Raw genomic sequence first — 20689 nt, forward strand, 5'->3', positions numbered from 1 at the left:
CAGCGGCCTTTAACGCGTTTTCGGGCTTCACAGCGGCGGTTGCGGCTGTAAACTCCGCGGCAAAGAATGGCGTCGGCCATCCCTGAATGAGGTGAGATCCATGCGTGTTCTGCTCGTCGAAGACCATCTGCCACTGGCCGAAAGCGTTGCCCAGGCGCTCAAGAGCACGGGGTTGACCGTGGATGTGTTGCACGATGGCGTGGCCGCCGACCTGGCGTTGGGCAGCGAGGAATACGCGATGGCGATCCTTGATGTCGGCCTGCCGCGCATGGATGGATTCGAGGTGCTGGCACGCCTGCGGGCCCGGGGCAAGAATCTGCCGGTACTGATGTTGACCGCTCGCAGTGACGTCAAGGATCGGGTTCACGGGCTCAATCTCGGTGCTGACGATTATCTGGCCAAGCCGTTTGAATTGACGGAGCTTGAGGCCCGGGTCAAAGCCTTGTTGCGTCGCAGTGTGCTTGGCGGTGAACGCTTGCAGCGCTGTGGTGTGCTGGCCTATGACCTGGAGACCCGGCGCTTTACCCTCGGCGAAGAGTTACTCACCCTGACTTCCCGTGAGCAGGCCGTGCTCGAAGCTCTGATTGCCCGTCCCGGGCGGGTGATGAGCAAGGAGCAACTGGCCTCGCAAGTGTTCGGTCTTGACGAGGAAGCCAGCCCCGACGCCATCGAAATCTATGTGCATCGCCTGCGCAAGAAGCTCGACGGCCATGCGGTGGCCATCGTGACTTTCCGTGGCTTGGGGTATCTGCTGGAAAGCCGCGATGCATAAGCCCAGCAGCCTGCGCTGGCGATTGTTGTGGAACCTCGCGCTGCTGTTGGTGGTGCTGATGCTGGCCAGCGGCTTGAGCGCCTACTGGAACGGTCGCGAAGCCGCCGATACCGCTTATGACCGCACGCTGCTGGCGTCGGCCCGCACCATTGCCGCAGGGCTGTCTCAACGTGATGGCAGTCTGAGTGCCGATGTGCCCTACGTGGCGCTGGACACCTTCGCCTACGACAGCGCCGGGCGCATCTATTACCAGGTCAACGACATCCATCAGAAACTGATTTCCGGTTACGAAAACCTGCCCGGCCCGCCGCCCGGAACGCCGCGAACCGACAGTTACCCGGCGCTCGCGCGTTTTTACAACGCCACCTATCAGGGCCAGAACGTGCGCGTGGTCAGTCTGTTGAAAGCGGTGACCGAACCGAACATGAATGGCATGGCGGAAATCCGTGTCGCTGAAACCGATGAAGCACGCGTCAGCATGGCCCGCAGCCTGGCGGCAGACACGTTGTTGCGACTCGGCATGCTGGCAATCGGTGCGTTGCTGCTGGTGTGGTTTGCCGTCAGTGCGGCACTGCGGCCGATCGAGCGCTTGCGCACGGCGGTGGAAGAGCGACAGCCGGATGATCTGCGGCCCTTGCCGCTTGTGGAGGTGCAGCACGAATTGTGGCCGCTGGTGCGAGCGCTCAATCACTTTACCGAACGCCTGCGCGGGCAGTTCGAGCGGCAGGCGCAATTCATTGCCGATGCGGCCCACGAACTGCGTACACCGCTGGCAGCGCTCAAGGCCCGTCTTGAACTGGGGCTGCGCTCCGGTGAGCCGCAGACCTGGCGCGAGACACTGGAGTCATCGGCACAAAGTACCGATCGCCTGACCCATCTGGCCAACCAGTTGTTGTCGCTGGCCCGGGTGGAAAACGGTGCCCGGGCGATTGCCGAAGGTGGCGCACAATTGCTCGACCTCAGCCAACTGGCCCGGGAACTGGGCATGGCCATGGCACCGCTGGCCCATGCGCGGGGCGTCGCTCTGGCACTGGAGGCCGATGAGCCCGTGTGGTTACGCGGCGAGCCGACGTTGCTCAACGAATTGCTGAGCAACCTGGTGGATAACGCGCTGGCCCACACGCCGTCGGGGGGCAACGTCATTCTGCGAGTGTTGTCACCGGCGGTGCTTGAGGTGGAGGACGACGGCCCGGGCATTCCGCAGGATGAACGTGACCGGGTGTTCGAGCGCTTCTACCGGCGTAATCAGCAGGTTGCCGGTTCCGGGCTGGGGCTGGCGATTGTCGGGGAAATCTGTCGCGCGCATCTGGCGCAGATCTCGCTGCATGATGGTGAGCAGGCGGGTTTGAAGGTGCGGGTGAGTTTTATCGCGGGCTGAAACTCAGTAGAACATCGACCGCGACTCTTCCAGATCCGCGCACAATGCCTTGTTGTCGATGTCGATCCCGAGCTTGCGACAGGCTGGAACGCTGAGCGGGTCAATCCGGGCGAAGGGGTGATCGCTGTCCTTGTGGCAATACAGGCTGGCCACCTGTACCAGATCCACGTAGTCGACCTGCGGCGATTCGCGTTTCAGATCCTGATACAGCCCGGGCAACGCCACGAGTCGCTCGGGGAATTCCCAGACCTGCAGCAATTTGTCGCCGATCAGCGGATGAATGTGATCGATCACGTGGTTGAGGCTGACCGGATCGGACAGCAATTCATAGTGATCTTCGGCGTAGGTCAGGATCGGCAGCACGCCGATCTGGTGCACCAGCCCGCCCAATGCAGCCTGATCAGGCTTGAGTTGGGTATGGCGGCGGCACAGAGCGTAGCTGACACCGGCGATTTCCAGACTCTTGCGCCACACCTCGCGCATCTTCTGTTCCACCACCTCGGAGCGGGCGTGGAAGATCTGTTCCATCACCAGGCCGATCGCCAGGTTGCTGCTGTAGTTGACGCCCAGCCGGGTGATCGCGGTGTGCAGGTCGGTGACTTCCTGGGTGGCGCGCAGCAACGGGCTGTTGACCACTTTGATCAGCCGCGCGGACAGTGCCGTGTCGCGGCCGATCACTTTGCTCAGGTCGCTGACGCTGATGTCCGGGTCTTCGGCGGCCTTGCGAATCTGCAGGGCCACTTCCGGTAACGTTGGCAGAACCAGGTCATCGTTATCGATGGCCTCAACCAAATCCTGTTGGACCTTATCCGCCAGCTCACTCATGTCATTTCTCTAGGGTGTTGCAACCAATACTGCGATCAACGCTGGATTTCGCGGTCGCGATCCAGTTCGTATGGCAGGTCGAGCAAGTGCAGCGCCGGACCTTCGGCCGTGCCCAGACGCAAGTCGCCTGCGTCGGCAGCTTCGGCCTGCAGTACCGCCAGCAGTTCAATATTTTGTTCGGCGCGGGCAGCCAGCACCACTTCGCCGATGGAACTGCCGTGGCTTGGGGCGAACAGCGGGGACCCAGGCTCAGGCAACTCGCTGGCGTCCAGTTGCACGCGGTACAGGCGACGCTTGAGCTTGCCCAGGTACTGCATGCGCGCAACGATTTCCTGGCCGGTGTAGCAGCCTTTCTTGAAGCTCACGCCGCCGACCGCTTGCAGATTGAGCATCTGCGGAATGAACAGCTCCCGGGTGCCCGGCATGACCTGGCCGATACCGGCGCGGATCTGGCCCAGCAGCCATTGGTTGAGTTGGGCTTCGGTCAGTTGCGCAGACAATTTGCCTTTGACCGCGTCAGCCTGAACGGCCGGGACCCAGAGTTCGGCACGTTCGGGGGAAACGCGAATCGCGATCAGCCCTTCGTGGCGAACCACACTGTCGGCGTCTGCCGGCAGTTCCAGACCCAGGCTGCTCAGGGCTGCATCCCCGTGATCCAGACCGAAGCGCACCCATGCGGCGCTTTCGTCGGTCAGTTTCGATTTGGAAAACACGGCGTATTTTTTCAGGTCCGCGAGTTGCGGCTCCAGCAGTTCACCAGCCATCGCCATCAGCACGCCATCGCCTTCGAGCACAATGCGGAAACTCGACTGCATCCGGCCTTTCTGCGTGCAGCGGGCACCGAGGCTGGCCCGGTCATCGCTCAGGTAATTGATATTGCAGGTCAGCTGGCCTTGCAGGAATTTGCCGGCATCCGCGCCGCGAACCGCGAGAACGCCTTCATGAGAGAGGGTGCAGAAAAAAGCAGAATCGGCCATGGGTCATCGCAGGGTAAATAGACTGGGGCACATCATAAGGGGGTGGTGTTGAAATGGGTAGTTCATAAAGGATCGGTGGCGCGCGACCAAAGCCGACTGTTCGGCCCGCCCCGGGCCTGTATACTTGCGGCCTATTTGAGGAGCGCTCCATGGTCGAACAAGTTGAACTGAATCGCCTCTTTTGGCACAGCCGCCGCGGCATGCTCGAGCTTGACGTGCTGCTGGTGCCCTTCGTGAAAGAGGTCTACTCGAGTCTGAACGAGGTGGATCGCGCGCTGTATGTCCGCCTCCTGGAGTGCGAGGATCAGGACATGTTCGGCTGGTTCATGGAACGCAGCGAATCGGAAGATCCCGAGCTGCAACGCATGGTTCGCATGATTCTGGACCGTGTCCAGCCCAAGTAACGCGTTCGAATGCCGCTGGCAGGCCTCTCGGCAATTGCTGGCGGCGTATCTCCTGGTTCAGGCGTCCGCCCTGTGCGCTTTGTTTCTGCTTGTCCTGCCTTTATGGGGCAGTCTGCTCGGTGCAGTCGCTTGCCTGATCCATGCGGCGTGGGTGCTGCCCCGCCAGATTCTGTTGAGTCATCCCAAGGCTTTCTGTGGATTGCGTCATGATGCCGATGGCTGGCAATTGTGGAATCGGGCCGATGGCTGGCAGCCGGTTCAGTTGCGACCGGACAGTCTGGCGCTACCCATGATTGTGGTGCTGCGCTTTCGTTTGCGCGGCGAGTGGCGGGTCAGGTCGATCTGCGTACCACGGGATGCGCAGGCGGCGGATCTGCACCGACGCCTGCGGGTACGCCTCAAGTTCAGCCGACGTAGGTGGGCGGCACCAGAATAGTGTCGAGGGCTTCGGGCAACAGGTCCGGGTAGTCGAGGGTGTAATGCAGGCCTCGGCTCTCTTTGCGCTCCATGGCTGAGCGAATCATCAGTTCCGCCACTTGTGCCAGGTTACGCAGTTCGATCAGGTCGCGACTGACCTTATAGTTGCTGTAGAACTCGTCGATTTCGTCCAGCAGCAGTCGCACGCGATGTTGTGCCCGTTGCAGACGCTTGTTGGTGCGTACGATGCCGACATAGTCCCACATGAAGCGCCGCAGCTCGTCCCAGTTGTGCGCGATGATCACGTCTTCGTCGGAGTCGGTTACCTGGCTTGCATCCCAGGCGGGCAAGGCGTGGGGGATGGCGACGTCGGACAGCTGTTCGAGGATGTCCGAGGCGGCAGAACGGGCATAGACGAAGCATTCCAGCAGCGAGTTGCTGGCCATGCGATTGGCGCCGTGCAGGCCGGTGAAGCTGGTTTCGCCGATGGCGTAGAGACCGGGTACGTCGGTGCGCCCCTGTTGGTCGACCATCACACCGCCGCAGGTGTAGTGCGCCGCCGGGACGACCGGGATCGGCTGTCTGGTGATATCGATGCCGAATCCGAGGCAGCGCTCGTATACCGTCGGGAAATGGGTTTTGATGAACGTATCGGGTTTGTGGCTGATATCGAGATAGACGCAGTCCACTCCCAGTCGCTTCATCTCATGGTCGATGGCTCGGGCCACGATGTCCCGGGGCGCGAGCTCGGCGCGCGGGTCGAAACGCTGCATGAAGCGTTCGCCGTTCGGCAATTTCAAATGCGCGCCTTCTCCGCGCAGGGCTTCGGTGATCAGGAAACTCTTGGCCTGCGGGTGATATAGGCAGGTGGGGTGGAACTGATTGAATTCCAGGTTTGCCACGCGGCAACCCGAACGCCAGGCCATGGCGATGCCGTCGCCGCAGGCACCGTCAGGATTGCTGGTATAGAGGTACACCTTGGCGGCGCCGCCGGAAGCCAGAATCACGAACCGGGCACCGTAGGTGTCGACTTCGCCGGTCTTGCGATTGAGTACGTAGGCGCCGAGGCAGCGGTCGCCGTCCAGACCGAGGCGACGTTCGGTGATCAGGTCCACCGCGACCCGCTGTTCCAGCAGTTCGATGTTCGAGCGTTTTCTGGCCTGGGCCAGCAAGGTCGTGAAGATGGCGGCGCCGGTGGCATCGGCGGCGTGGATGATGCGGCGATGGCTGTGGCCGCCTTCGCGAGTCAGGTGGAATTCGAATCCGCCGTCTTCTGCCCCGGACTGTTCGTCGCGGGTAAAGGGCACGCCTTGGTCGATCAGCCACTGGATCGCCTCTTTGCTGTGCTCGACGGTGAAACGTACCGCATCTTCATGACACAGGCCGCCACCGGCGTTGAGCGTGTCATCGACGTGGGATTCGACGGTGTCGGTATCGTCCAGTACAGCTGCGACACCCCCTTGGGCCCAATAAGTCGAGCCGTTGGCGAGATCACCTTTGCTCAATACGGCGATGCGCAAGTGACCGGGCAGGGTCAGCGCGAGACTCAAACCGGCAGCACCGCTGCCAATCACCAGGACATCGTGTTGAAACTGTTGGCTCATTTCAGGATTCCGCTCAATGCGACCCGGGTCGGGGTTGGCGCAAGACAGGCGGAGGGGCGAGTCGAGACAGCCACACAGCCCACTAGTATATAGAGGGGTGGGGCGGCACAATAGCCGGGCCGATATGGCATTGTGAAACTATCGCGATGGAAAAATGCAGGCGCCTTTTCAGATGCTTTTTTCTCTGATTCAGGCAAAAAGCGGCTGTATCGCGGATGAAACAGGCTTTTTCCACCCGTGGTTGCCCAATGTCGCTTCAGTCCGGCTATAAATGTTTGGAACTTTTGCCAAAGGCTCAAGATCAATAGACAGTTGCCTGAATCAAGGGACAGTGTCGGCTTCATAGCGGAATCCGTGGTTGGATTCTCGCCGGTGAGCCGATGAAAAGATTATTCGCGCAGCCGGCTTGTCCCGCGCTGCGTTTTTCGTGCGTGTCAAATCAGAAGCCCGCAGGAAACTTGCTTGGAGGGGGAGAACTTTTGCGAAAAGCCCGAGTCTATGTTTGCAAGTCCGGTCGATTGGTCATGCAAGCCTCCTCCGAGTTTATCGAGGAGTGTTCATGCTAACCCAGGAAGAGGATCAGCAGCTGGTCGAGCGCGTTCAGCGCGGCGACAAGCGAGCTTTCGATCTGCTCGTGTTGAAGTATCAACACAAAATTCTCGGGTTGATCGTGCGTTTCGTGCACGACACCCATGAAGCCCAGGACGTTGCGCAAGAAGCCTTTATCAAGGCGTATCGAGCGCTTGGAAACTTTCGCGGAGACAGCGCCTTTTATACATGGCTGTACCGCATCGCCATCAACACGGCGAAAAACTATCTGGTTTCACGCGGCCGCCGGCCGCCGGATAGCGATGTCAGTTCGGAAGATGCAGAGTTCTATGACGGCGATCACGGCCTGAAGGATCTTGAATCTCCAGAGCGTTCATTGCTGCGGGATGAGATCGAAGGCACCGTCCATCGAACCATTCAGCAATTGCCAGAGGATTTGCGCACGGCTTTAACTTTGCGTGAATTCGATGGTCTGAGTTACGAGGACATCGCGAGTGTCATGCAATGTCCGGTTGGTACCGTGCGCTCCCGGATTTTTCGCGCTCGGGAGGCCATCGATAAAGCCCTGCAGCCGTTGTTGCAGGAAAACTAAAGACAGCGGCGACAGCCAAGAGAGGAACGCCATGAGTCGGGAAGCCCTGCAGGAATCGCTGTCCGCAGTGATGGATAACGAAGCGGACGAACTGGAATTGCGTCGAGTGCTCAACGCACTGGATGATGTTGAAACCCGCGAAACCTGGGCTCGTTACCAGATCGCTCGGGCAGCCATGCACAAGGATCTGCTGCTGCCACGCCTGGATCTCGCTGCGGCGGTTTCTGCTGCGCTGGAAGATGAAGCCACTCCAGCCAAAGTGTCCCGCGGTCCTTGGCGCAGCCTGGGTCGTCTGGCCGTTGCAGCTTCTGTGACTGTTGCCGTATTGGCCGGTGTTCGTCTGTACAACCAGGATGAAATCGCCGGTGTTGAACTCGCGCAACAATCCAATCAGCCAGCATTGGCCGTTCCTCAAGTAAAAGGCCCGGCTGTATTGGCCGGCTACAATGAGAGTTCGGAAACCACTGGCCCTATGGCCAACGGTGTGCTGCAAGGTCAACCGGGCTGGCACGATCAGCGTCTGCCAGGTTACCTGCGCCAACACGCTCAGCAAGCCGCGCTGAAAGGCACTGAAAGTGCCCTTCCTTATGCGCGTGCAGCCAGTCTGGAAAACCGTTAAGGAGGATCATGCGCGTCATACCTCTACTTTCGCTTCTGCTCAGTGGCTGGTTCGTTGTTCCCGCCCATGCCGATGAGGCCCAGGACTGGCTGACCCGTCTGGGCCAGGCGGAGCAGCAGCAAAGCTTTCACGGCACATTCGTCTACGAGCGTAACGGTAGTTTTTCTACCCACAGCATCTGGCATCGTGTCCAGAACGGGCAAGTGCGTGAGCGCTTGCTCCAGCTTGATGGTTCTGCACAGGAAGTCGTGCGCGTTGATGGGCATACTCAATGCGTCAGCGGAACCCTGATTGCGGGGCTGGGAGATTCTCCAAATTCTGCCGCTCGTTCTCTTGATCCCCAGAAACTTAAGAATTGGTATGAGCTTGCCGTGATCGGCAAGTCGCGTGTGGCCGGGCGTGAGGCGGTAATCGTATCGTTGACGCCAAGAGATCAATATCGCTACGGTTTCGAGCTGCATCTGGACAAGGAAACCGGGTTGCCACTCAAGTCTCTGTTGCTCAATGACAAGGGACAGCTGCTTGAGCGGTTCCAGTTCACTCGTCTGGATACCTCCGAGGTTCCTTCCGACAAGGAACTTCAGGCCGCTTCCGACTGTAAACCGGTCAACCTCGAGAGTGACAAGGCTTCAGCCGTCAAGGCCGCTCAGGTCTGGCGATCCGACTGGTTACCTCCAGGCTTCGAGCTCACCAGCAGCTCCTCGCACAAGGATCCCGACACCAAGACCCAGGTCAACAGTCTGCTATATGACGATGGACTGGCTCGTTTCTCGGTGTTTCTGGAGCCGCTCAATGGTGCAGTCGTCACGGATACCCGGACTCAGTTGGGTCCTACCGTCGCAGTATCCCGCCGTCTGACTACGCCACAGGGCGAAATGATGGTGACGGTGGTCGGCGAAATTCCGATTGGCACCGCCGAGCGGATTGCCCTGTCGATACGCAATGATGGCGCTGCAACCAGCAAGCAGTGAGCTGATTCCAGCCGTTTCCACTTCGTGTTCGAGATGTGAAATGTTTGCTGAGCATTTTCATTTGCAAATAACCCGAAAATTTTTTATAGGTCAGAGCCTCTCGGCTCTGGCCTTGTTTGTTGTTCCCGGAACAAAAATGCCGGCCTGCGGTTTCCGGTGTTCCTTGCTCCATATCGCTTAACCCTGCTCGTCGTAACGGGAGCTGTATGTCGATACCAAGTTTGAAGTCTTATCTCTCCGTCATCACCGCTGTGCTGGTGCTCGGTCAGGCTGTCCCGGCAGTCAGTGCGGCTGAAGCGGCCAGTCCGGTCAACCTGCCGGATTTCACCCAGTTGGTTGAAAAGGCCTCGCCTGCGGTGGTGAACATCAGTACCACGCAAAAACTGCCGGATCGCAAAGTGAACCAGCAGATGCCTGATCTGGAAGGTTTGCCGCCGATGCTGCGTGAGTTCTTCGAGCGGGGCATGCCACCGCAGCAGCGTTCGCCACGTGGTGACCGTCAGCGTGAAGCGCAATCGCTGGGTTCGGGCTTCATCATTTCGCCGGATGGCTACATCCTGACCAACAACCATGTGATCGCCGATGCTGACGAAATCCTCGTTCGACTGGCGGATCGCAGCGAAATGAAAGCCAAGCTGATCGGCACCGACCCACGCTCCGATGTGGCCCTGCTGAAAATCGAAGGTAAGGACCTGCCGGTGCTGAAGCTCGGCAAATCTCAGGACCTGAAGGCCGGTCAGTGGGTCGTGGCGATCGGTTCGCCGTTCGGCTTCGACCACACGGTGACCCAAGGCATCGTCAGCGCCGTTGGCCGCAGTCTGCCGAACGAAAACTATGTGCCGTTCATTCAGACCGACGTGCCGATCAACCCGGGCAACTCCGGTGGTCCGCTGTTCAATCTGAACGGCGAAGTGGTGGGGATCAACTCGCAGATCTACACCCGCTCCGGTGGCTTCATGGGCGTTTCCTTCGCTATACCGATCGATGTGGCCATGGATGTCTCCAACCAGCTGAAAAGCGGTGGCAAGGTGAGTCGCGGCTGGTTGGGCGTTGTCATTCAGGAAGTGAACAAGGATCTGGCCGAGTCGTTCGGTCTGGAAAAACCGGCCGGTGCGCTGGTGGCTCAGATCCAGGATGACGGCCCGGCTGCCAAGGGTGGACTGCAAGTAGGCGATGTGATCCTGAGCATGAACGGCCAACCGATTGTCATGTCCGCTGATCTTCCTCACTTGGTAGGTGCTTTGAAAGCTGGCGCCAAGGCCAATCTGGAAGTGATCCGTGAAGGCAAGCGCAAGAATATCGAGCTGACGGTCGGCGCGATTCCTGATGAAGACAAGGAGCTGGATGCCTTGCCGAAATCCGGCGTCGAGACCAGCAGTAATCGCCTCGGTGTTTCAGTGGCCGAACTGACCGCTGAGCAGAAGAAAACCTACGACCTCAAAGGTGGTGTGGTGATCAAGGAGGTGCAGGACGGTCCTGCCGCACTGATTGGCCTGCAGCCAGGCGACATCATCACTCATCTGAACAACCAGGCCATCGGTTCGGCCAAGGAGTTCGGGGAGATCGCCAAGGCACTGCCGAAGAATCGCTCGGTATCGATGCGGGTTCTGCGTCAGGGTCGTGCCAGCTTCATTACCTTCAAGCTGGCTGAATGATCCGATAGCTGTCGCGTAAATGAAAAAACCGCCTCGAATGAGGCGGTTTTTTCATGCCCGCAATTTTATCCCATCATGTCCTTGATCATGCGTTCCTGCTCCATCAGCTCACGCTGACGAGCGTCGATACGCGACGATAGCGGGAAGTTGTTGCCGGCCTTGCGTTTGGCAAAATCCAGTTGCTGGATGGCTTGGCGATAGTCGCCGACCAGTGCGAAATACTCGGCGCGGGCTTGATGCAGGCCGATGATATTGCCAGACAAACCACGGGTTTCAGCCACCTGATACCAGACGTCCGGATCATCCGGGCGTGATTTCAGCAAGCCTTCCAGAGCCTTTTCCGCATCGGCCGTACGGTTTTGCTTCAGCAGCAGATCGACACGTACCTGGTTCAGCGGATAGTTACCCGGGTATTGCGTCAGCATGCGGTCGACCCGAGACTGCGCGTCTGCCAGGCGATTGTTGGTGATGTCCAGATCGATCTGGGCGAGGTTGTAGATGATTTCGTTCGGCGACTGCGCCAGCAACTGCGTGAGGTTCGCTCGCGCCTCATTCAACTGGCCTCCCTTGATCTGGGCGATCGCCAGACCGTAACGGGCCACATTGTTTTTCGGGTTTTCGTCCAGTTGCGCCCGGAAGCGTTTTGCACCCATCCCGGGGGTTTCTTCATAGATTAGCTGTACCCGTGCGCGGATCAACTGATAGCGCATGCTGTCCTCGATGCCGCCGGGCTTGGCCTGCTCTGCGCGGTTGCGGGTGTCGGCGATGCGGGATTCGGTTACCGGGTGAGTCAGCAGAAATTCCGGCGGCTTGGCGTCGTAGCGATATTGGCGCATCAGGCGTTCGAACATGGTCGGCATGGAGCGGGGGTCGTAACCGGCCTTTTCCAGATTGAGGATGCCGATTCGGTCAGCCTCTTGCTCGTTCTGGCGCGAGAAGGTGCGCTGCGACTGGATCGCTGCCGCCTGAGTGCCGGCGATGGTCGCAATCCCTGCATCGCCGCCACCGGCTGCTGCGATCACGATCCCGGCCAGCAGGGCTGCCATCATCGGTACCTGCATCCGCTGCGAGGCTTCGACGCCCCGGGCGAAGTGGCGTTGTGACAAGTGTGCCAGTTCGTGGGCCAGCACCGAGGCATATTCACCTTCGGTCTGGGCGTTGAGGAAAAGGCCGCCGTTGACTCCGACAATCCCGCCAGGTGCCGCGAAGGCGTTGAGCTGCGGGCTGTTGATCAGTATGAACTCCAGGCGTCGGTCGTTGACCTGGCTGGTTTCCACCAGTTTATAGACGCTGGACTCGACGTAATCCTTGAGCTGCGGATCGTTGAGTTGCGAAACCTGGCTGCGCAGCAATGCCAGCCAGGCGCGGCCCAGTTGGTATTCCTGTTGTGGCGAGACGATGGCAGAGCTGGCGTCACCGAGTGACGGCAGGTCGTCGGCGAAGCCCTGTGAGGCGAGCAGGCAAGCGAGCGTCAGCAGGGTAGGGCGCAAAAATGTCATGCACAAAGCCTTAGTCGACAAAGTCCTTACTGTAGCCGGACACCGGGCCTGCGACCAGATATTCTAGGCAGCCTGACCACCTGATCCGGAGTGACGCATGACCGACGCCGTAGCCCACGACTGTGAACTGGACGCCAGCGGCCTGAACTGTCCGTTGCCGTTGCTCAAGGCCAAGATGGAACTGAACAGGTTGCCCAGCGGTGCGGTACTGAAGGTGATCGCCACGGATGCCGGCTCACAGCGCGACTTTCGCACCTTTGCGCGGTTGGCCGGTCATACGCTGCTGCGTGAAGAAGACGAGGCAGGCGTCTACCGTTACTGGTTGAAAAAAGCCTGAAATCGACAGCGTAAAAGACCTAAGGATTATTGATGTTCAAAGTGTTACGCGACTGGATTCAGCGCTACTTTTCCGATGAGGAAGCCGTCGTGCTGGCGGTGCTGTTGTTTCTTGCCTTCACCGCCGTGCTGACCCTGGGTGGAATGCTTGCGCCGGTTCTGGCCGGGATGGTGCTGGCTTACCTGATGCAGGGTTTGGTGGTGACCCTGGAGCGCCTGCGGATGCCTGGCGGCGCGGCGGTGGGGTTGGTATTTGCGCTGTTCATGGGCGTACTGCTGTTGTTCATCGTCGTAGTGTTGCCGTTGCTCTGGCATCAACTGATCACCTTGTTCAACGAGCTGCCGGGCATGCTCGCCAAGTGGCAGTCGTTGCTGTTGCTGCTGCCGGAGCGCTATCCGCATCTGGTGTCCGACGAGCAGGTGCTGCAAGCCATCGAGGTGGCACGGGGCGAGATCGGCAAGTTCGGGCAGTGGGCGCTGACGTTTTCGTTGTCCAGTCTGCCGCTGCTGGTAAACATCATGATCTACCTGGTTCTGGTGCCGATCCTGGTGTTCTTCTTCCTTAAAGATCGGGTGATGATCGGTGAATGGGTGCGCGGTTATCTGCCGCGTGAGCGAGCGCTGATCACCCGGGTTGCCGAGGAAATGAACCGGCAGATCGCCAACTACATTCGCGGCAAGGTCATCGAGATCGTGATCTGTGGTGGCGTGACCTATATCGCCTTCGTCGCCCTCGGGCTGAACTACGCAGCGCTGCTGGCGTTGCTGGTGGGAGTGTCGGTGGTGGTGCCGTATGTCGGGGCGGTAGTGGTGACGGTGCCGGTGATGTTGATCGCGCTGTTCCAGTGGGGCTGGAGCGATCAGTTCATTTATTTGATGGCGGTCTACGGAATTATCCAGACCCTGGACGGCAACGTGCTGGTGCCGCTGCTGTTTTCCGAAGCGGTCAACCTGCACCCGGTGGCGATTATCTGTGCTGTGCTGTTGTTCGGCGGGTTGTGGGGATTCTGGGGTGTGTTCTTCGCGATTCCGCTGGCGACGCTGTTCAAGGCTGTGCTTGATGCGTGGCCGCGCAAGGAGCCGGTAGTAGCGCCACTGCTCTGAAGCGGATTCGGCGCCCGTCAGGGCGCCAAAAGGATCAGGCCTTGTTCAGTGCCTGAGCGGCGGCCAGCACCGCATCAACGTGGCCCGGCACTTTCACGCCACGCCATTCCTGACGCAGTACGCCGTTCCTGTCGATCAGGAAGGTGCTGCGATCCACACCCATGTATTCCTTGCCATAGAGTTTTTTCAGCTTGATCACGTCGAACAGCTGGCAGATGGCCTCGTCCTTGTCGCTGATCAGCTCGAACGGAAACTCCTGCTTGCACTTGAAGTTCTCGTGGGACTTCAGGCTGTCCCGGGAAATACCGAAGATTTCCGTGTCGGCCGCCTTGAACGCTGCGTATTGATCACGAAACCCCTGGCCTTCCGTGGTGCAACCCGGAGTGCTGTCCTTCGGATAGAAGTAGATCACCACCTGCTTGCCCTTGAGGGCCGAAAGGCGCACGGTCTGTCCGCTGGTGGCGGGTGCTTCGAAGTCGGCAACCGCTTGATCGATGGTTACGGCCATGAAAGCTTCCTTACATTGGGTTTTGTGGGCGCCACGGTTCGATCAGCGCGTCCAGGTTCATGGCATCGGCGAAATCCAGGAACTGGTCGCGCAGCCAACTGATCTGGGTGCCGGCCGGCAAGGTCACGGTAAATGTGGCGTTGAGCATGGTGCCGCCGGTCTGCGGCGCCTGATAGGTGTCGCAGGTCAGATTTTCCAGCTCGACGTTGTGATCCATGAAGAACTGGCAGAGTTCGTTGATGATGTCGGAGCGATAGGCCGAGGAGACGTAAGCCACGTACGGCAGGGCCTGCGGGCGATTTTCCAGGGCGGCGCTGCGCACCACGTTCACGGTGAATGAATGACGTTTGGCCAGGATCGGCAGACTGCTTTCCAGGCGGGCCAGGGCGTCCCAGCTGCCGGAGACTTCGAGCACCAGCGCGCTGCACTCGCCGTGGCGGGTCAGTCGCGAAGTGACGACCGCGCAGCGGTTTTCATGGCTGGCGCGGCACAGGACGTTGGTCAGCTCCATGGGATTGGCGCCGAGCGCACTGACGACAAGGAATTGTTCGCGAACTGTGGGGGTGGACATGCAGCATTCCTAAAGCGATGAGCGGTCGGTAGGTTAAAGGCATTGATTGCCGGGACATGCCTGTACGGAAAGCCCGATTTGCATGTCGCCAGGGCTCCGATAATAAGGAAGCGCAAGGCGGCGACACTGGAATGGGGGCCTCGATGGCCGAAACAGGGAGCAGGAACCCGGCGTACAAGCTGATCTGTACCGATCAAAGTCTGAAGGGTAGCGAAAAGCGGCGCTCAGGGGAATGGCGGCACCGTACTTCGCTTGTGCAAGCATGTTGGCGCCAGTACCATTACCGCTCTCTTTTTCCGGCAGGAGCGGTTTCATGATTGCGGGCAGTATGGTGGCACTGGTCACACCCATGGATGCACAAGGGCGTCTTGACTGGGACAGCCTCAGCAAACTCGTGGACTTCCACCTCAAGAACGGCACCCATGCCATCGTCGCGGTCGGTACGACCGGCGAGTCGGCAACCCTTGACGTAGAAGAACACATTGCCGTCATCAAAGCCGTGGTCAAGCAAGTCAACGGTCGAATTCCGGTCATCGCCGGCACTGGCGCCAACTCGACCCGCGAAGCCGTCGAGCTGACCCGCAATGCCAAGGAAGCCGGCGCCGACGCCTGCCTGCTGGTGGTTCCGTACTACAACAAGCCGACCCAGGAAGGCCTGTACCAGCACTTCAAACACATCGCCGAAGCCGTGGACATCCCGCAGATCCTTTACAACGTTCCAGGCCGCACTTCCTGCGACATGCAGGCCGAAACCGTGATCCGTCTGTCCAGCGTGCCGAACATCATCGGCATCAAGGAAGCCACCGGCGACCTGAAGCGCGCCAAGGCGATCCTCGATGGCGTGAGCAAGGATTTCATCGTGCTGTCCGGCGATGATCCGACCGCCGTCGAACTGATCCTGATGGGCGGCAAAGGCAACATTTCCGTCACTGCCAACGTCGCTCCGCGCGAAATGGCCGACCTGTGCGAGGCCGCGCTCAAGGGCGACGCCGAGACCGCACGGGCAATCAACGAAAAACTGATGCCGCTGCACAAGGACCTGTTCATCGAAGCCAACCCGATTCCGGTGAAGTGGGCTTTGGTCGAAATGGGCCTGATGCACGAAGGTATCCGCCTGCCGCTGACCTGGCTGAGCGCTCCTTGTCATGAAACGTTGCGTTCGGCCCTGCGCCAGTGCAGCGTCCTGGTTTAATTGAGGAAGTACAACGCATGAAGCGAATGGCCGGACTTTCCGCACTTGCCTTGATTATCTCCAGCACCAGTGGCTGCGGATGGATCTGGGGCCCGGAAGGTTATTTCCGTGACCGTGGTAGCGACTACCTGGAAGCGAAACAGACTGCACCGATGCAACTTCCGGAAGGTGTCAGCACCTCCAAGCGTCTGGATCCGCTGCTGCCGATCCCGCGCAACGTCGCCGACGATACCGCTACCGGCGAATATGTGGTTCCGCGTCCTCAACCGTTGTCGGCAATCGCCGATGCCAGCGATTACTCGCTGCAGAAGAGCGGTGATTCGCGCTGGGTCATGGGCCAGCATCCGCCGGCCGAAGTCTGGCCAGTGGCTGTACAGTTCTTTCAGGACAACGGTTTCCGTCTGGATGAACAACGCCCGCAAACCGGTGAGTTCACCACCACCTGGCAGCATGCCGACGAACTGTCCGCCGCCATGGCCAAGCGCCTGAGCGCCGCCGGCGTCGGTGCCGACAGTGAAACCCGCGTGCGGGTGCGCATCGAGCCAGGTGTACAGCGCAATACCAGTGAGATCTATGTGGTCAGCGCCGAGCGTCCTGCCGGCAGCACCGCGAATGTCGATTTCACCAACCGTTCGGTCAACACCGGTCTGGACGCTGCGCTGGTCGACGACTTGCTGGCGAGCATGAGCCGCACCTCCGAGAAGGGCGGGTCGGTGTCGATGCTGGCATCGCGTGATTTCGATACCCCGAGTCGTGTCAGTCTGAGCGAAGACGGCAGCGGCAACCCGGTCCTGAACGTCGGTTCCGACCTGGACCGTGCCTGGTCGAGCGTCGGTCGTGCGCTGGAGCAAGGTCAATGGCGCGTCGAAGACATCAACCGCAGCCTGGGTCTTTACTACATCAACCTGGCCGAGAAGGCCGAGAAGAAAGACGAGAAGCCCGGTTTCTTCAGCAGTCTGTTCGGCAGTGCGCCGACCAAGGAAGAAGTTGAGGCTCGTGCCGAGCGTTATCAGGTTCGCCTGAGTAAGGTTGGCGAGAACGTTCAGGTGACCGTGGAGAAAAACATCAACACCGTTGCTCCGGCCGAAGTGGCCCGTAAAGTGTTGAGCGTGATTCAGGACAACCTGGGCTGATCCCATGCGTTTTGCCGTTCTCGGCAGCGGTAGCCAAGGGAACGGCACGCTGATCGCCAGTGACGATACGTATGTGCTGGTGGACTGTGGCTTTTCTCTTCGGGAAACCGAAAAACGCCTGTTGCGCCTGGGTGTGAGTCCGGCGCAACTGAGCGCGATACTCGTGACCCACGAACATGCCGACCACGTGCATGGCGTGGGTTTGCTGTCTCGGCGCTACAATCTGCCTGTCTATCTCAGTCGCGGCACGTTGCGCGGGATGCGCAAACCGATTGAACCCGCAGGCTTCGTGGCCGGCGGCGAGCAACTGCAGATCGGTGCTCTGGACATCCGGGTCATTGCCGTGGCCCATGATGCTCAGGAACCGACCCAGTATGTCTTCAGTGATCGGGAGCAGCGGCGTTTCGGCCTGCTGACCGATCTGGGTTCATATTGCGAGCGGGTGATGGATGGCTATCGGGATCTCGATGCGTTGATGATCGAGTCCAACCATTGCCGCGACATGCTGGCCCGTGGTCATTACCCGTACTTTCTCAAGCAGCGGGTGGGCGGCGAGCTGGGACATTTGAACAACCACCAGGCGGCATTCCTGGTGGCCGAGTTGGGCTGGCAAGGCCTGCAACACCTGGTCCTGGCCCATCTGAGCAGCAAGAACAACCTGCCGCAGCTGGCCCGGCAATGTTTTGTCGACACCCTCGGGTGCGACCCGGACTGGCTGCAACTGGCCGATCAAGATTCAGGGCTCGACTGGCGCCACATCGCCTAGCCCATCTACTTAGCAAGCGGAGCCCATCATGGAAAAACGTGAAGAACTCTACCGCGGCAAAGCCAAATCGGTTTACAAGACCGACGACGCTGACCGCTTGATCCTGCTGTTTCGCAACGACACTTCGGCGTTCGACGGCAAGCGCATCGAGCAGCTCGACCGCAAAGGCATGGTGAACAACAAGTTCAACGCCTTCATCATGCAGAAACTCGAAGCGGCCGGCATCCCGACCCAATTCGACAAACTGCTGGGCGACAACGAATGCCTGGTGAAGAAGCTGGACATGATTCCGGTCGAGTGCGTCGTGCGCAACTACGCCGCCGGCAGCCTGGTCAAGCGTCTGGGTGTCGAAGAGGGCATGAAGCTCAACCCGTACACCTTCGAACTGTTCCTGAAGGACGACGCCAAGGGCGATCCGTTCATCAACGAATCCCACGTCGTGGCGTTCGGCTGGGGCACCGCCGAGCAACTGGCGCGCATGAAAGAACTGTCGCTCAAGGTCAATGAAGTCCTGAGCAAGCTGTTCGACGACGCAGGTCTCTTGCTGGTCGACTTCAAGCTTGAATTCGGTGTGTTCAGCGACGGCTCCATCGTCCTGGGCGACGAGTTCAGCCCGGACGGCTGCCGTCTGTGGGACAAGGACACCAAGAAGAAGATGGACAAGGACCGCTTCCGTCAGGGCCTCGGTGACGTCATCGAAGCCTACGAAGAAGTCGCCAACCGTCTGGGCGTACCGCTTTAATCGACGCAAGCATCTGATAGCACAGAAAATATTTCGTTCAGGGGTTTCCCATTCAACGAAAGTGTTGTTATGATGCGCGCCGTTGGAGAGATGCCAGAGTGGCCGAATGGGACGGATTCGAAATCCGTTGTACCTTCGCGGGTACCTAGGGTTCGAATCCCTATCTCTCCGCCATACTTGGAAAAAGCCCCGTAGATGAAAATCTACGGGGCTTTTTCGTATGTGCTGAAAAAATTGCTGCTCAACTTTCCACCGGTGCCAGCACTATTTTCTCTACCCATTTCCCTGTTGGGTCTTGGTGGAACCGCCTTCATTACATCGTCGATTACAGCCTTGCCCATCTCTGTCAGAAAATGTGCGACCCAGGCATACACGCAACTCGCGGATTCTGCCTACAAGCCTGTTTTGAGTCACCAGATCGCCCGAAGCTGTCGAGCAAAGACTATCTGGTGGAGTTGCGTCGACTGCACGTTGAGCTCGTCAAGCGGCAGAAGCCGGGAGGGTACAAGGAGTCGGATTACCCCTTCCGGCACATTCCCGAGAAATTCTGAGGATCAACTTCGTTAATGGAAACGCCCCATGGATGAAAATCCATGGGGCTTCTTCGTACCGGCAGGATGATCGGCCAGTCTCAAATCTCCTTCACCGGCGTTTCTCCGTGCACGCCCTTGATCAACTCGATCACATGCAGACAGTCCGCCTTGTTCACATACGACTCCCCGCTGGCGACCGTTTCATGGTTTCCCGCCCTTAACCGCCAGCGCCATTGGCCTTTGCCAGTGCTGAGGGTGCCCTTGGATTGCCTGTAAATCTCGAAATACATTGAGTTCGCTCCATGCGATGGGGATAGTGCGACAAGCTGTTTGACGCATGCTCGCAAGCCTAGCGGAGCCTTCTCATTTGGCTATCGGGGATTTGTTTCCAATCGTTCGATAATGTTTCTGCAAGGCGCGGGGCAGAGCGTCGGGATCGGCCTTCGTATTGGCGAGTACGTCCTTTTTTCACCCTTGCATGAGCACCAGTGGTGCTGCTTAATACGGGGCGGCTCATGGCGTCGGATTTCGTTCGGTGACCGACAAACACTATAAGAAAAGAGCAGTCCATTGACCCATTCGCATGGAACGCAACATGCGGGCCCGGTGACGTTATCGCTGGTGGTTCCCGTATTCAATGAAGAGGACAGCCTCGACGGCTTTCTCCTGCGCATTCGTCAGGTGTTCGAGCCTGAGGCTCAGATCAGTCTTGAACTGGTTTTCGTCAACGACGGCAGTACTGATTCGACGCTGGAGCGCCTGCTGCAATGTCAGCAGAGCAACTCGACGATCCGCATCGTCGATCTGAGCCGCAACTTCGGCAAGGAGGCTGCGCTTTCCGCCGGTTTGCAGATCTGTACCGGGCAGATCGTGGTGCCGATCGATGTCGATCTGCAGGACCCGCCCGAGGTCGTTCTGCAGATGATCGAGCGTTGGCGCGAAGGTTACGAGGTGGTGCTTGGTCACCGCATCAGCCGCCGCAATGACTCCTGGGCCAAGCAGACGTCCGCCAGTTGGTTCTATCGTCTGCACAACAAAATTGCCGAACAGACATTGCCGGAAAACGTCGGTGATTTTCGACTGATGGACCGTTGCGTGGTGGACGCGCTGCTGACGCTGCCGGAATCCCGGCGATTCATGAAAGGCCTGTTTGCCTGGGTCGGGTTTCGCACCACTCAGGTCGAATACGAGCGCCCGGAACGGGCGGCCGGGCAGAGTAAATTCAACGGCTGGCGGCTGTGGAATTTCGCGCTCGAAGGCATCACCAGTTTCAGCACCGAGCCATTGCGGATCTGGACGTACCTTGGAGCGTTGGTGTCTCTGGTGTCATTTGCCTTTGCCATGTTCATCGTGGTGCGTACGCTGATCTACGGCATCGATCTGCCCGGTTATGCGTCGCTGATGGTGGCGGTGACGTTCCTCGGCGGCTTGCAATTGGTCGGTATCGGCGTACTTGGCGAATACCTGGGCCGCACCTACATCGAAGCCAAGCGTCGACCGATTTTTCTGGTGCGCCGCATTTACGAATCCAGAGACTGAAGC

23 protein-coding genes and 1 tRNA gene are annotated in these 20689 nt (G+C 59.2%); 16 read left to right on the plus strand and 8 right to left on the minus strand.

The window, feature by feature from the left end; genetic code table 11:
- Positions 1–100: 100 nt before the first annotated feature.
- A complete protein-coding gene (locus NWV16_RS07570) occupies positions 101–772 on the plus strand; it encodes a response regulator (RefSeq protein WP_065257632.1) in 672 nt (223 codons plus the stop codon).
- Entirely contained in the window at positions 765–2150 is a 1386-nt protein-coding gene (locus NWV16_RS07575) for a sensor histidine kinase (protein ID WP_260522559.1), read from the plus strand. The genes NWV16_RS07570 and NWV16_RS07575 overlap by 8 nt, the downstream gene beginning before the upstream one ends.
- A gap of 3 nt (positions 2151–2153) precedes the next feature.
- Here the strand turns inward: NWV16_RS07575 and NWV16_RS07580 are convergent, their stop codons facing one another.
- Together NWV16_RS07580 and NWV16_RS07585 are read right to left on the minus strand one after the other, a co-directional pair.
- A complete protein-coding gene (locus NWV16_RS07580; protein WP_260522560.1) occupies positions 2154–2975 on the minus strand; it encodes an HDOD domain-containing protein in 822 nt (273 codons plus the stop codon).
- 35 nt (positions 2976–3010) lie between these two features.
- Complete coding sequence (locus tag NWV16_RS07585; protein ID WP_260522561.1) at positions 3011–3952, minus strand: folate-binding protein YgfZ; 942 nt, start codon at positions 3950–3952, stop codon at positions 3011–3013.
- Positions 3953–4101: 149 nt separating this feature from the next.
- Here NWV16_RS07585 and NWV16_RS07590 point away from each other — a divergent pair, with 149 nt between their 5' ends.
- Together NWV16_RS07590 and NWV16_RS07595 are read left to right on the plus strand one after the other, a co-directional pair.
- Complete coding sequence (locus NWV16_RS07590; protein ID WP_260522562.1) at positions 4102–4356, plus strand: succinate dehydrogenase assembly factor 2; 255 nt, start codon at positions 4102–4104, stop codon at positions 4354–4356.
- Entirely contained in the window at positions 4340–4792 is a 453-nt protein-coding gene (locus tag NWV16_RS07595; RefSeq protein WP_260522563.1) for a protein YgfX, read from the plus strand. Before NWV16_RS07590 ends, NWV16_RS07595 begins: the two co-directional genes overlap by 17 nt.
- Here the strand turns inward: NWV16_RS07595 and nadB are convergent.
- On the minus strand, positions 4761–6377 hold the full coding sequence (gene nadB, locus NWV16_RS07600; RefSeq protein ID WP_260522564.1) for an L-aspartate oxidase: 1617 nt from the start codon (positions 6375–6377) through the stop codon (positions 4761–4763). The genes NWV16_RS07595 and nadB overlap by 32 nt on opposite strands.
- A 559-nt stretch (positions 6378–6936) precedes the next feature.
- On the opposite strand from nadB, the gene rpoE reads away from it, so the two are divergent.
- The 4 genes from rpoE (at position 6937) to NWV16_RS07620 (ending at position 10763) form a co-directional block, all read left to right on the plus strand.
- Positions 6937–7518, plus strand: a complete 582-nt coding sequence (rpoE, locus tag NWV16_RS07605) for an RNA polymerase sigma factor RpoE (protein WP_060753712.1) — start codon at positions 6937–6939, stop codon at positions 7516–7518.
- Between the two features lie 31 nt (positions 7519–7549).
- Entirely contained in the window at positions 7550–8137 is a 588-nt protein-coding gene (locus tag NWV16_RS07610; protein ID WP_260522565.1) for a sigma-E factor negative regulatory protein, read from the plus strand.
- 8 nt (positions 8138–8145) lie between these two features.
- Positions 8146–9108 (plus strand): MucB/RseB C-terminal domain-containing protein, encoded by a 963-nt coding sequence (locus tag NWV16_RS07615; RefSeq protein WP_260522566.1) that lies wholly within the window; start codon positions 8146–8148, stop codon positions 9106–9108.
- Positions 9109–9314: 206 nt separating this feature from the next.
- A complete protein-coding gene (locus tag NWV16_RS07620; protein WP_065257641.1) occupies positions 9315–10763 on the plus strand; it encodes a DegQ family serine endoprotease in 1449 nt (482 codons plus the stop codon).
- A gap of 65 nt (positions 10764–10828) precedes the next feature.
- Here the strand turns inward: NWV16_RS07620 and NWV16_RS07625 are convergent, their stop codons facing one another.
- Entirely contained in the window at positions 10829–12262 is a 1434-nt protein-coding gene (locus NWV16_RS07625) for a M48 family metalloprotease (RefSeq protein WP_260522567.1), read from the minus strand.
- Positions 12263–12359: 97 nt separating this feature from the next.
- Between NWV16_RS07625 and NWV16_RS07630 the strand changes: the two genes are divergently transcribed.
- Together NWV16_RS07630 and NWV16_RS07635 are read left to right on the plus strand one after the other, a co-directional pair.
- Positions 12360–12599, plus strand: a complete 240-nt coding sequence (locus NWV16_RS07630; RefSeq protein ID WP_258678867.1) for a sulfurtransferase TusA family protein — start codon at positions 12360–12362, stop codon at positions 12597–12599.
- A 32-nt stretch (positions 12600–12631) separates the two neighbouring features.
- The gene (locus tag NWV16_RS07635) at positions 12632–13702 is read left to right on the plus strand and encodes an AI-2E family transporter (RefSeq protein WP_260522568.1); all 1071 of its coding nucleotides are present in this window, start codon (positions 12632–12634) and stop codon (positions 13700–13702) included.
- A gap of 34 nt (positions 13703–13736) precedes the next feature.
- Here NWV16_RS07635 and NWV16_RS07640 read toward each other — a convergent pair whose 3' ends face one another.
- Together NWV16_RS07640 and NWV16_RS07645 are read right to left on the minus strand one after the other, a co-directional pair.
- A complete protein-coding gene (locus NWV16_RS07640) occupies positions 13737–14210 on the minus strand; it encodes a peroxiredoxin (protein WP_260522569.1) in 474 nt (157 codons plus the stop codon).
- 10 nt (positions 14211–14220) lie between these two features.
- Positions 14221–14781, minus strand: a complete 561-nt coding sequence (locus NWV16_RS07645; protein WP_065257645.1) for a glycine cleavage system protein R — start codon at positions 14779–14781, stop codon at positions 14221–14223.
- Between the two features lie 313 nt (positions 14782–15094).
- On the opposite strand from NWV16_RS07645, the gene dapA reads away from it, so the two are divergent.
- From dapA to NWV16_RS07670, 5 genes are all read left to right on the plus strand, one after another.
- The gene (gene dapA / locus NWV16_RS07650) at positions 15095–15973 is read left to right on the plus strand and encodes a 4-hydroxy-tetrahydrodipicolinate synthase (RefSeq protein WP_065257646.1); all 879 of its coding nucleotides are present in this window, start codon (positions 15095–15097) and stop codon (positions 15971–15973) included.
- Between the two features lie 17 nt (positions 15974–15990).
- A complete protein-coding gene (bamC, locus tag NWV16_RS07655) occupies positions 15991–17106 on the plus strand; it encodes an outer membrane protein assembly factor BamC (RefSeq protein ID WP_065257647.1) in 1116 nt (371 codons plus the stop codon).
- 4 nt (positions 17107–17110) lie between these two features.
- A complete protein-coding gene (locus NWV16_RS07660; protein WP_260522570.1) occupies positions 17111–17872 on the plus strand; it encodes an MBL fold metallo-hydrolase in 762 nt (253 codons plus the stop codon).
- 28 nt (positions 17873–17900) lie between these two features.
- Positions 17901–18614 carry a phosphoribosylaminoimidazolesuccinocarboxamide synthase gene (gene purC, locus NWV16_RS07665; RefSeq protein ID WP_007963288.1) on the plus strand — a complete coding sequence of 238 codons (714 nt, stop codon included), beginning with the start codon at positions 17901–17903 and terminating at the stop codon, positions 18612–18614.
- An 84-nt stretch (positions 18615–18698) separates the two neighbouring features.
- Positions 18699–18788 (plus strand) — tRNA-Ser (locus NWV16_RS07670).
- Between the two features lie 29 nt (positions 18789–18817).
- Here the strand turns inward: NWV16_RS07670 and NWV16_RS27805 are convergent.
- Complete coding sequence (locus NWV16_RS27805) at positions 18818–18988, minus strand: DUF3077 domain-containing protein (RefSeq protein ID WP_409519337.1); 171 nt, start codon at positions 18986–18988, stop codon at positions 18818–18820.
- Between the two features lie 257 nt (positions 18989–19245).
- On the minus strand, positions 19246–19437 hold the full coding sequence (locus NWV16_RS07675; RefSeq protein ID WP_065257649.1) for a YegP family protein: 192 nt from the start codon (positions 19435–19437) through the stop codon (positions 19246–19248).
- A gap of 280 nt (positions 19438–19717) precedes the next feature.
- Here NWV16_RS07675 and NWV16_RS07680 point away from each other — a divergent pair, with 280 nt between their 5' ends.
- Positions 19718–20686 carry a glycosyltransferase family 2 protein gene (locus tag NWV16_RS07680; protein ID WP_260522571.1) on the plus strand — a complete coding sequence of 323 codons (969 nt, stop codon included), beginning with the start codon at positions 19718–19720 and terminating at the stop codon, positions 20684–20686.
- The last annotated feature ends 3 nt before the right edge of the window (positions 20687–20689 follow it).

Origin of the sequence: Pseudomonas sp. BW7P1, from assembly GCF_024981055.1 — a bacterium.
Classification (GTDB): Bacteria; Pseudomonadota; Gammaproteobacteria; order Pseudomonadales; family Pseudomonadaceae; genus Aquipseudomonas; species Aquipseudomonas bananamidigenes.

What these genes read in the sequence shown, in the direction of transcription:
- NWV16_RS07570 (WP_065257632.1), top strand. Translation starts at nt 101, where the DNA reads ATGCGTGTTCTGCTCGTCGAAGACCATCTGCCACTGGCCGAAAGCGTT.
- NWV16_RS07575 (WP_260522559.1), top strand. Translation starts at nt 765, where the DNA reads ATGCATAAGCCCAGCAGCCTGCGCTGGCGATTGTTGTGGAACCTCGCG.
- NWV16_RS07580 (WP_260522560.1), bottom strand. Translation starts at nt 2,975, where the DNA reads ATGAGTGAGCTGGCGGATAAGGTCCAACAGGATTTGGTTGAGGCCATC.
- NWV16_RS07585 (WP_260522561.1), bottom strand. Translation starts at nt 3,952, where the DNA reads ATGGCCGATTCTGCTTTTTTCTGCACCCTCTCTCATGAAGGCGTTCTC.
- NWV16_RS07590 (WP_260522562.1), top strand. Translation starts at nt 4,102, where the DNA reads ATGGTCGAACAAGTTGAACTGAATCGCCTCTTTTGGCACAGCCGCCGC.
- nadB (WP_260522564.1), bottom strand. Translation starts at nt 6,377, where the DNA reads ATGAGCCAACAGTTTCAACACGATGTCCTGGTGATTGGCAGCGGTGCT.
- rpoE (WP_060753712.1), top strand. Translation starts at nt 6,937, where the DNA reads ATGCTAACCCAGGAAGAGGATCAGCAGCTGGTCGAGCGCGTTCAGCGC.
- NWV16_RS07610 (WP_260522565.1), top strand. Translation starts at nt 7,550, where the DNA reads ATGAGTCGGGAAGCCCTGCAGGAATCGCTGTCCGCAGTGATGGATAAC.
- NWV16_RS07615 (WP_260522566.1), top strand. Translation starts at nt 8,146, where the DNA reads ATGCGCGTCATACCTCTACTTTCGCTTCTGCTCAGTGGCTGGTTCGTT.
- NWV16_RS07620 (WP_065257641.1), top strand. Translation starts at nt 9,315, where the DNA reads ATGTCGATACCAAGTTTGAAGTCTTATCTCTCCGTCATCACCGCTGTG.
- NWV16_RS07625 (WP_260522567.1), bottom strand. Translation starts at nt 12,262, where the DNA reads ATGACATTTTTGCGCCCTACCCTGCTGACGCTCGCTTGCCTGCTCGCC.
- NWV16_RS07630 (WP_258678867.1), top strand. Translation starts at nt 12,360, where the DNA reads ATGACCGACGCCGTAGCCCACGACTGTGAACTGGACGCCAGCGGCCTG.
- NWV16_RS07635 (WP_260522568.1), top strand. Translation starts at nt 12,632, where the DNA reads ATGTTCAAAGTGTTACGCGACTGGATTCAGCGCTACTTTTCCGATGAG.
- NWV16_RS07640 (WP_260522569.1), bottom strand. Translation starts at nt 14,210, where the DNA reads ATGGCCGTAACCATCGATCAAGCGGTTGCCGACTTCGAAGCACCCGCC.
- NWV16_RS07645 (WP_065257645.1), bottom strand. Translation starts at nt 14,781, where the DNA reads ATGTCCACCCCCACAGTTCGCGAACAATTCCTTGTCGTCAGTGCGCTC.
- dapA (WP_065257646.1), top strand. Translation starts at nt 15,095, where the DNA reads ATGATTGCGGGCAGTATGGTGGCACTGGTCACACCCATGGATGCACAA.
- bamC (WP_065257647.1), top strand. Translation starts at nt 15,991, where the DNA reads ATGAAGCGAATGGCCGGACTTTCCGCACTTGCCTTGATTATCTCCAGC.
- NWV16_RS07660 (WP_260522570.1), top strand. Translation starts at nt 17,111, where the DNA reads ATGCGTTTTGCCGTTCTCGGCAGCGGTAGCCAAGGGAACGGCACGCTG.
- purC (WP_007963288.1), top strand. Translation starts at nt 17,901, where the DNA reads ATGGAAAAACGTGAAGAACTCTACCGCGGCAAAGCCAAATCGGTTTAC.
- NWV16_RS07675 (WP_065257649.1), bottom strand. Translation starts at nt 19,437, where the DNA reads ATGTATTTCGAGATTTACAGGCAATCCAAGGGCACCCTCAGCACTGGC.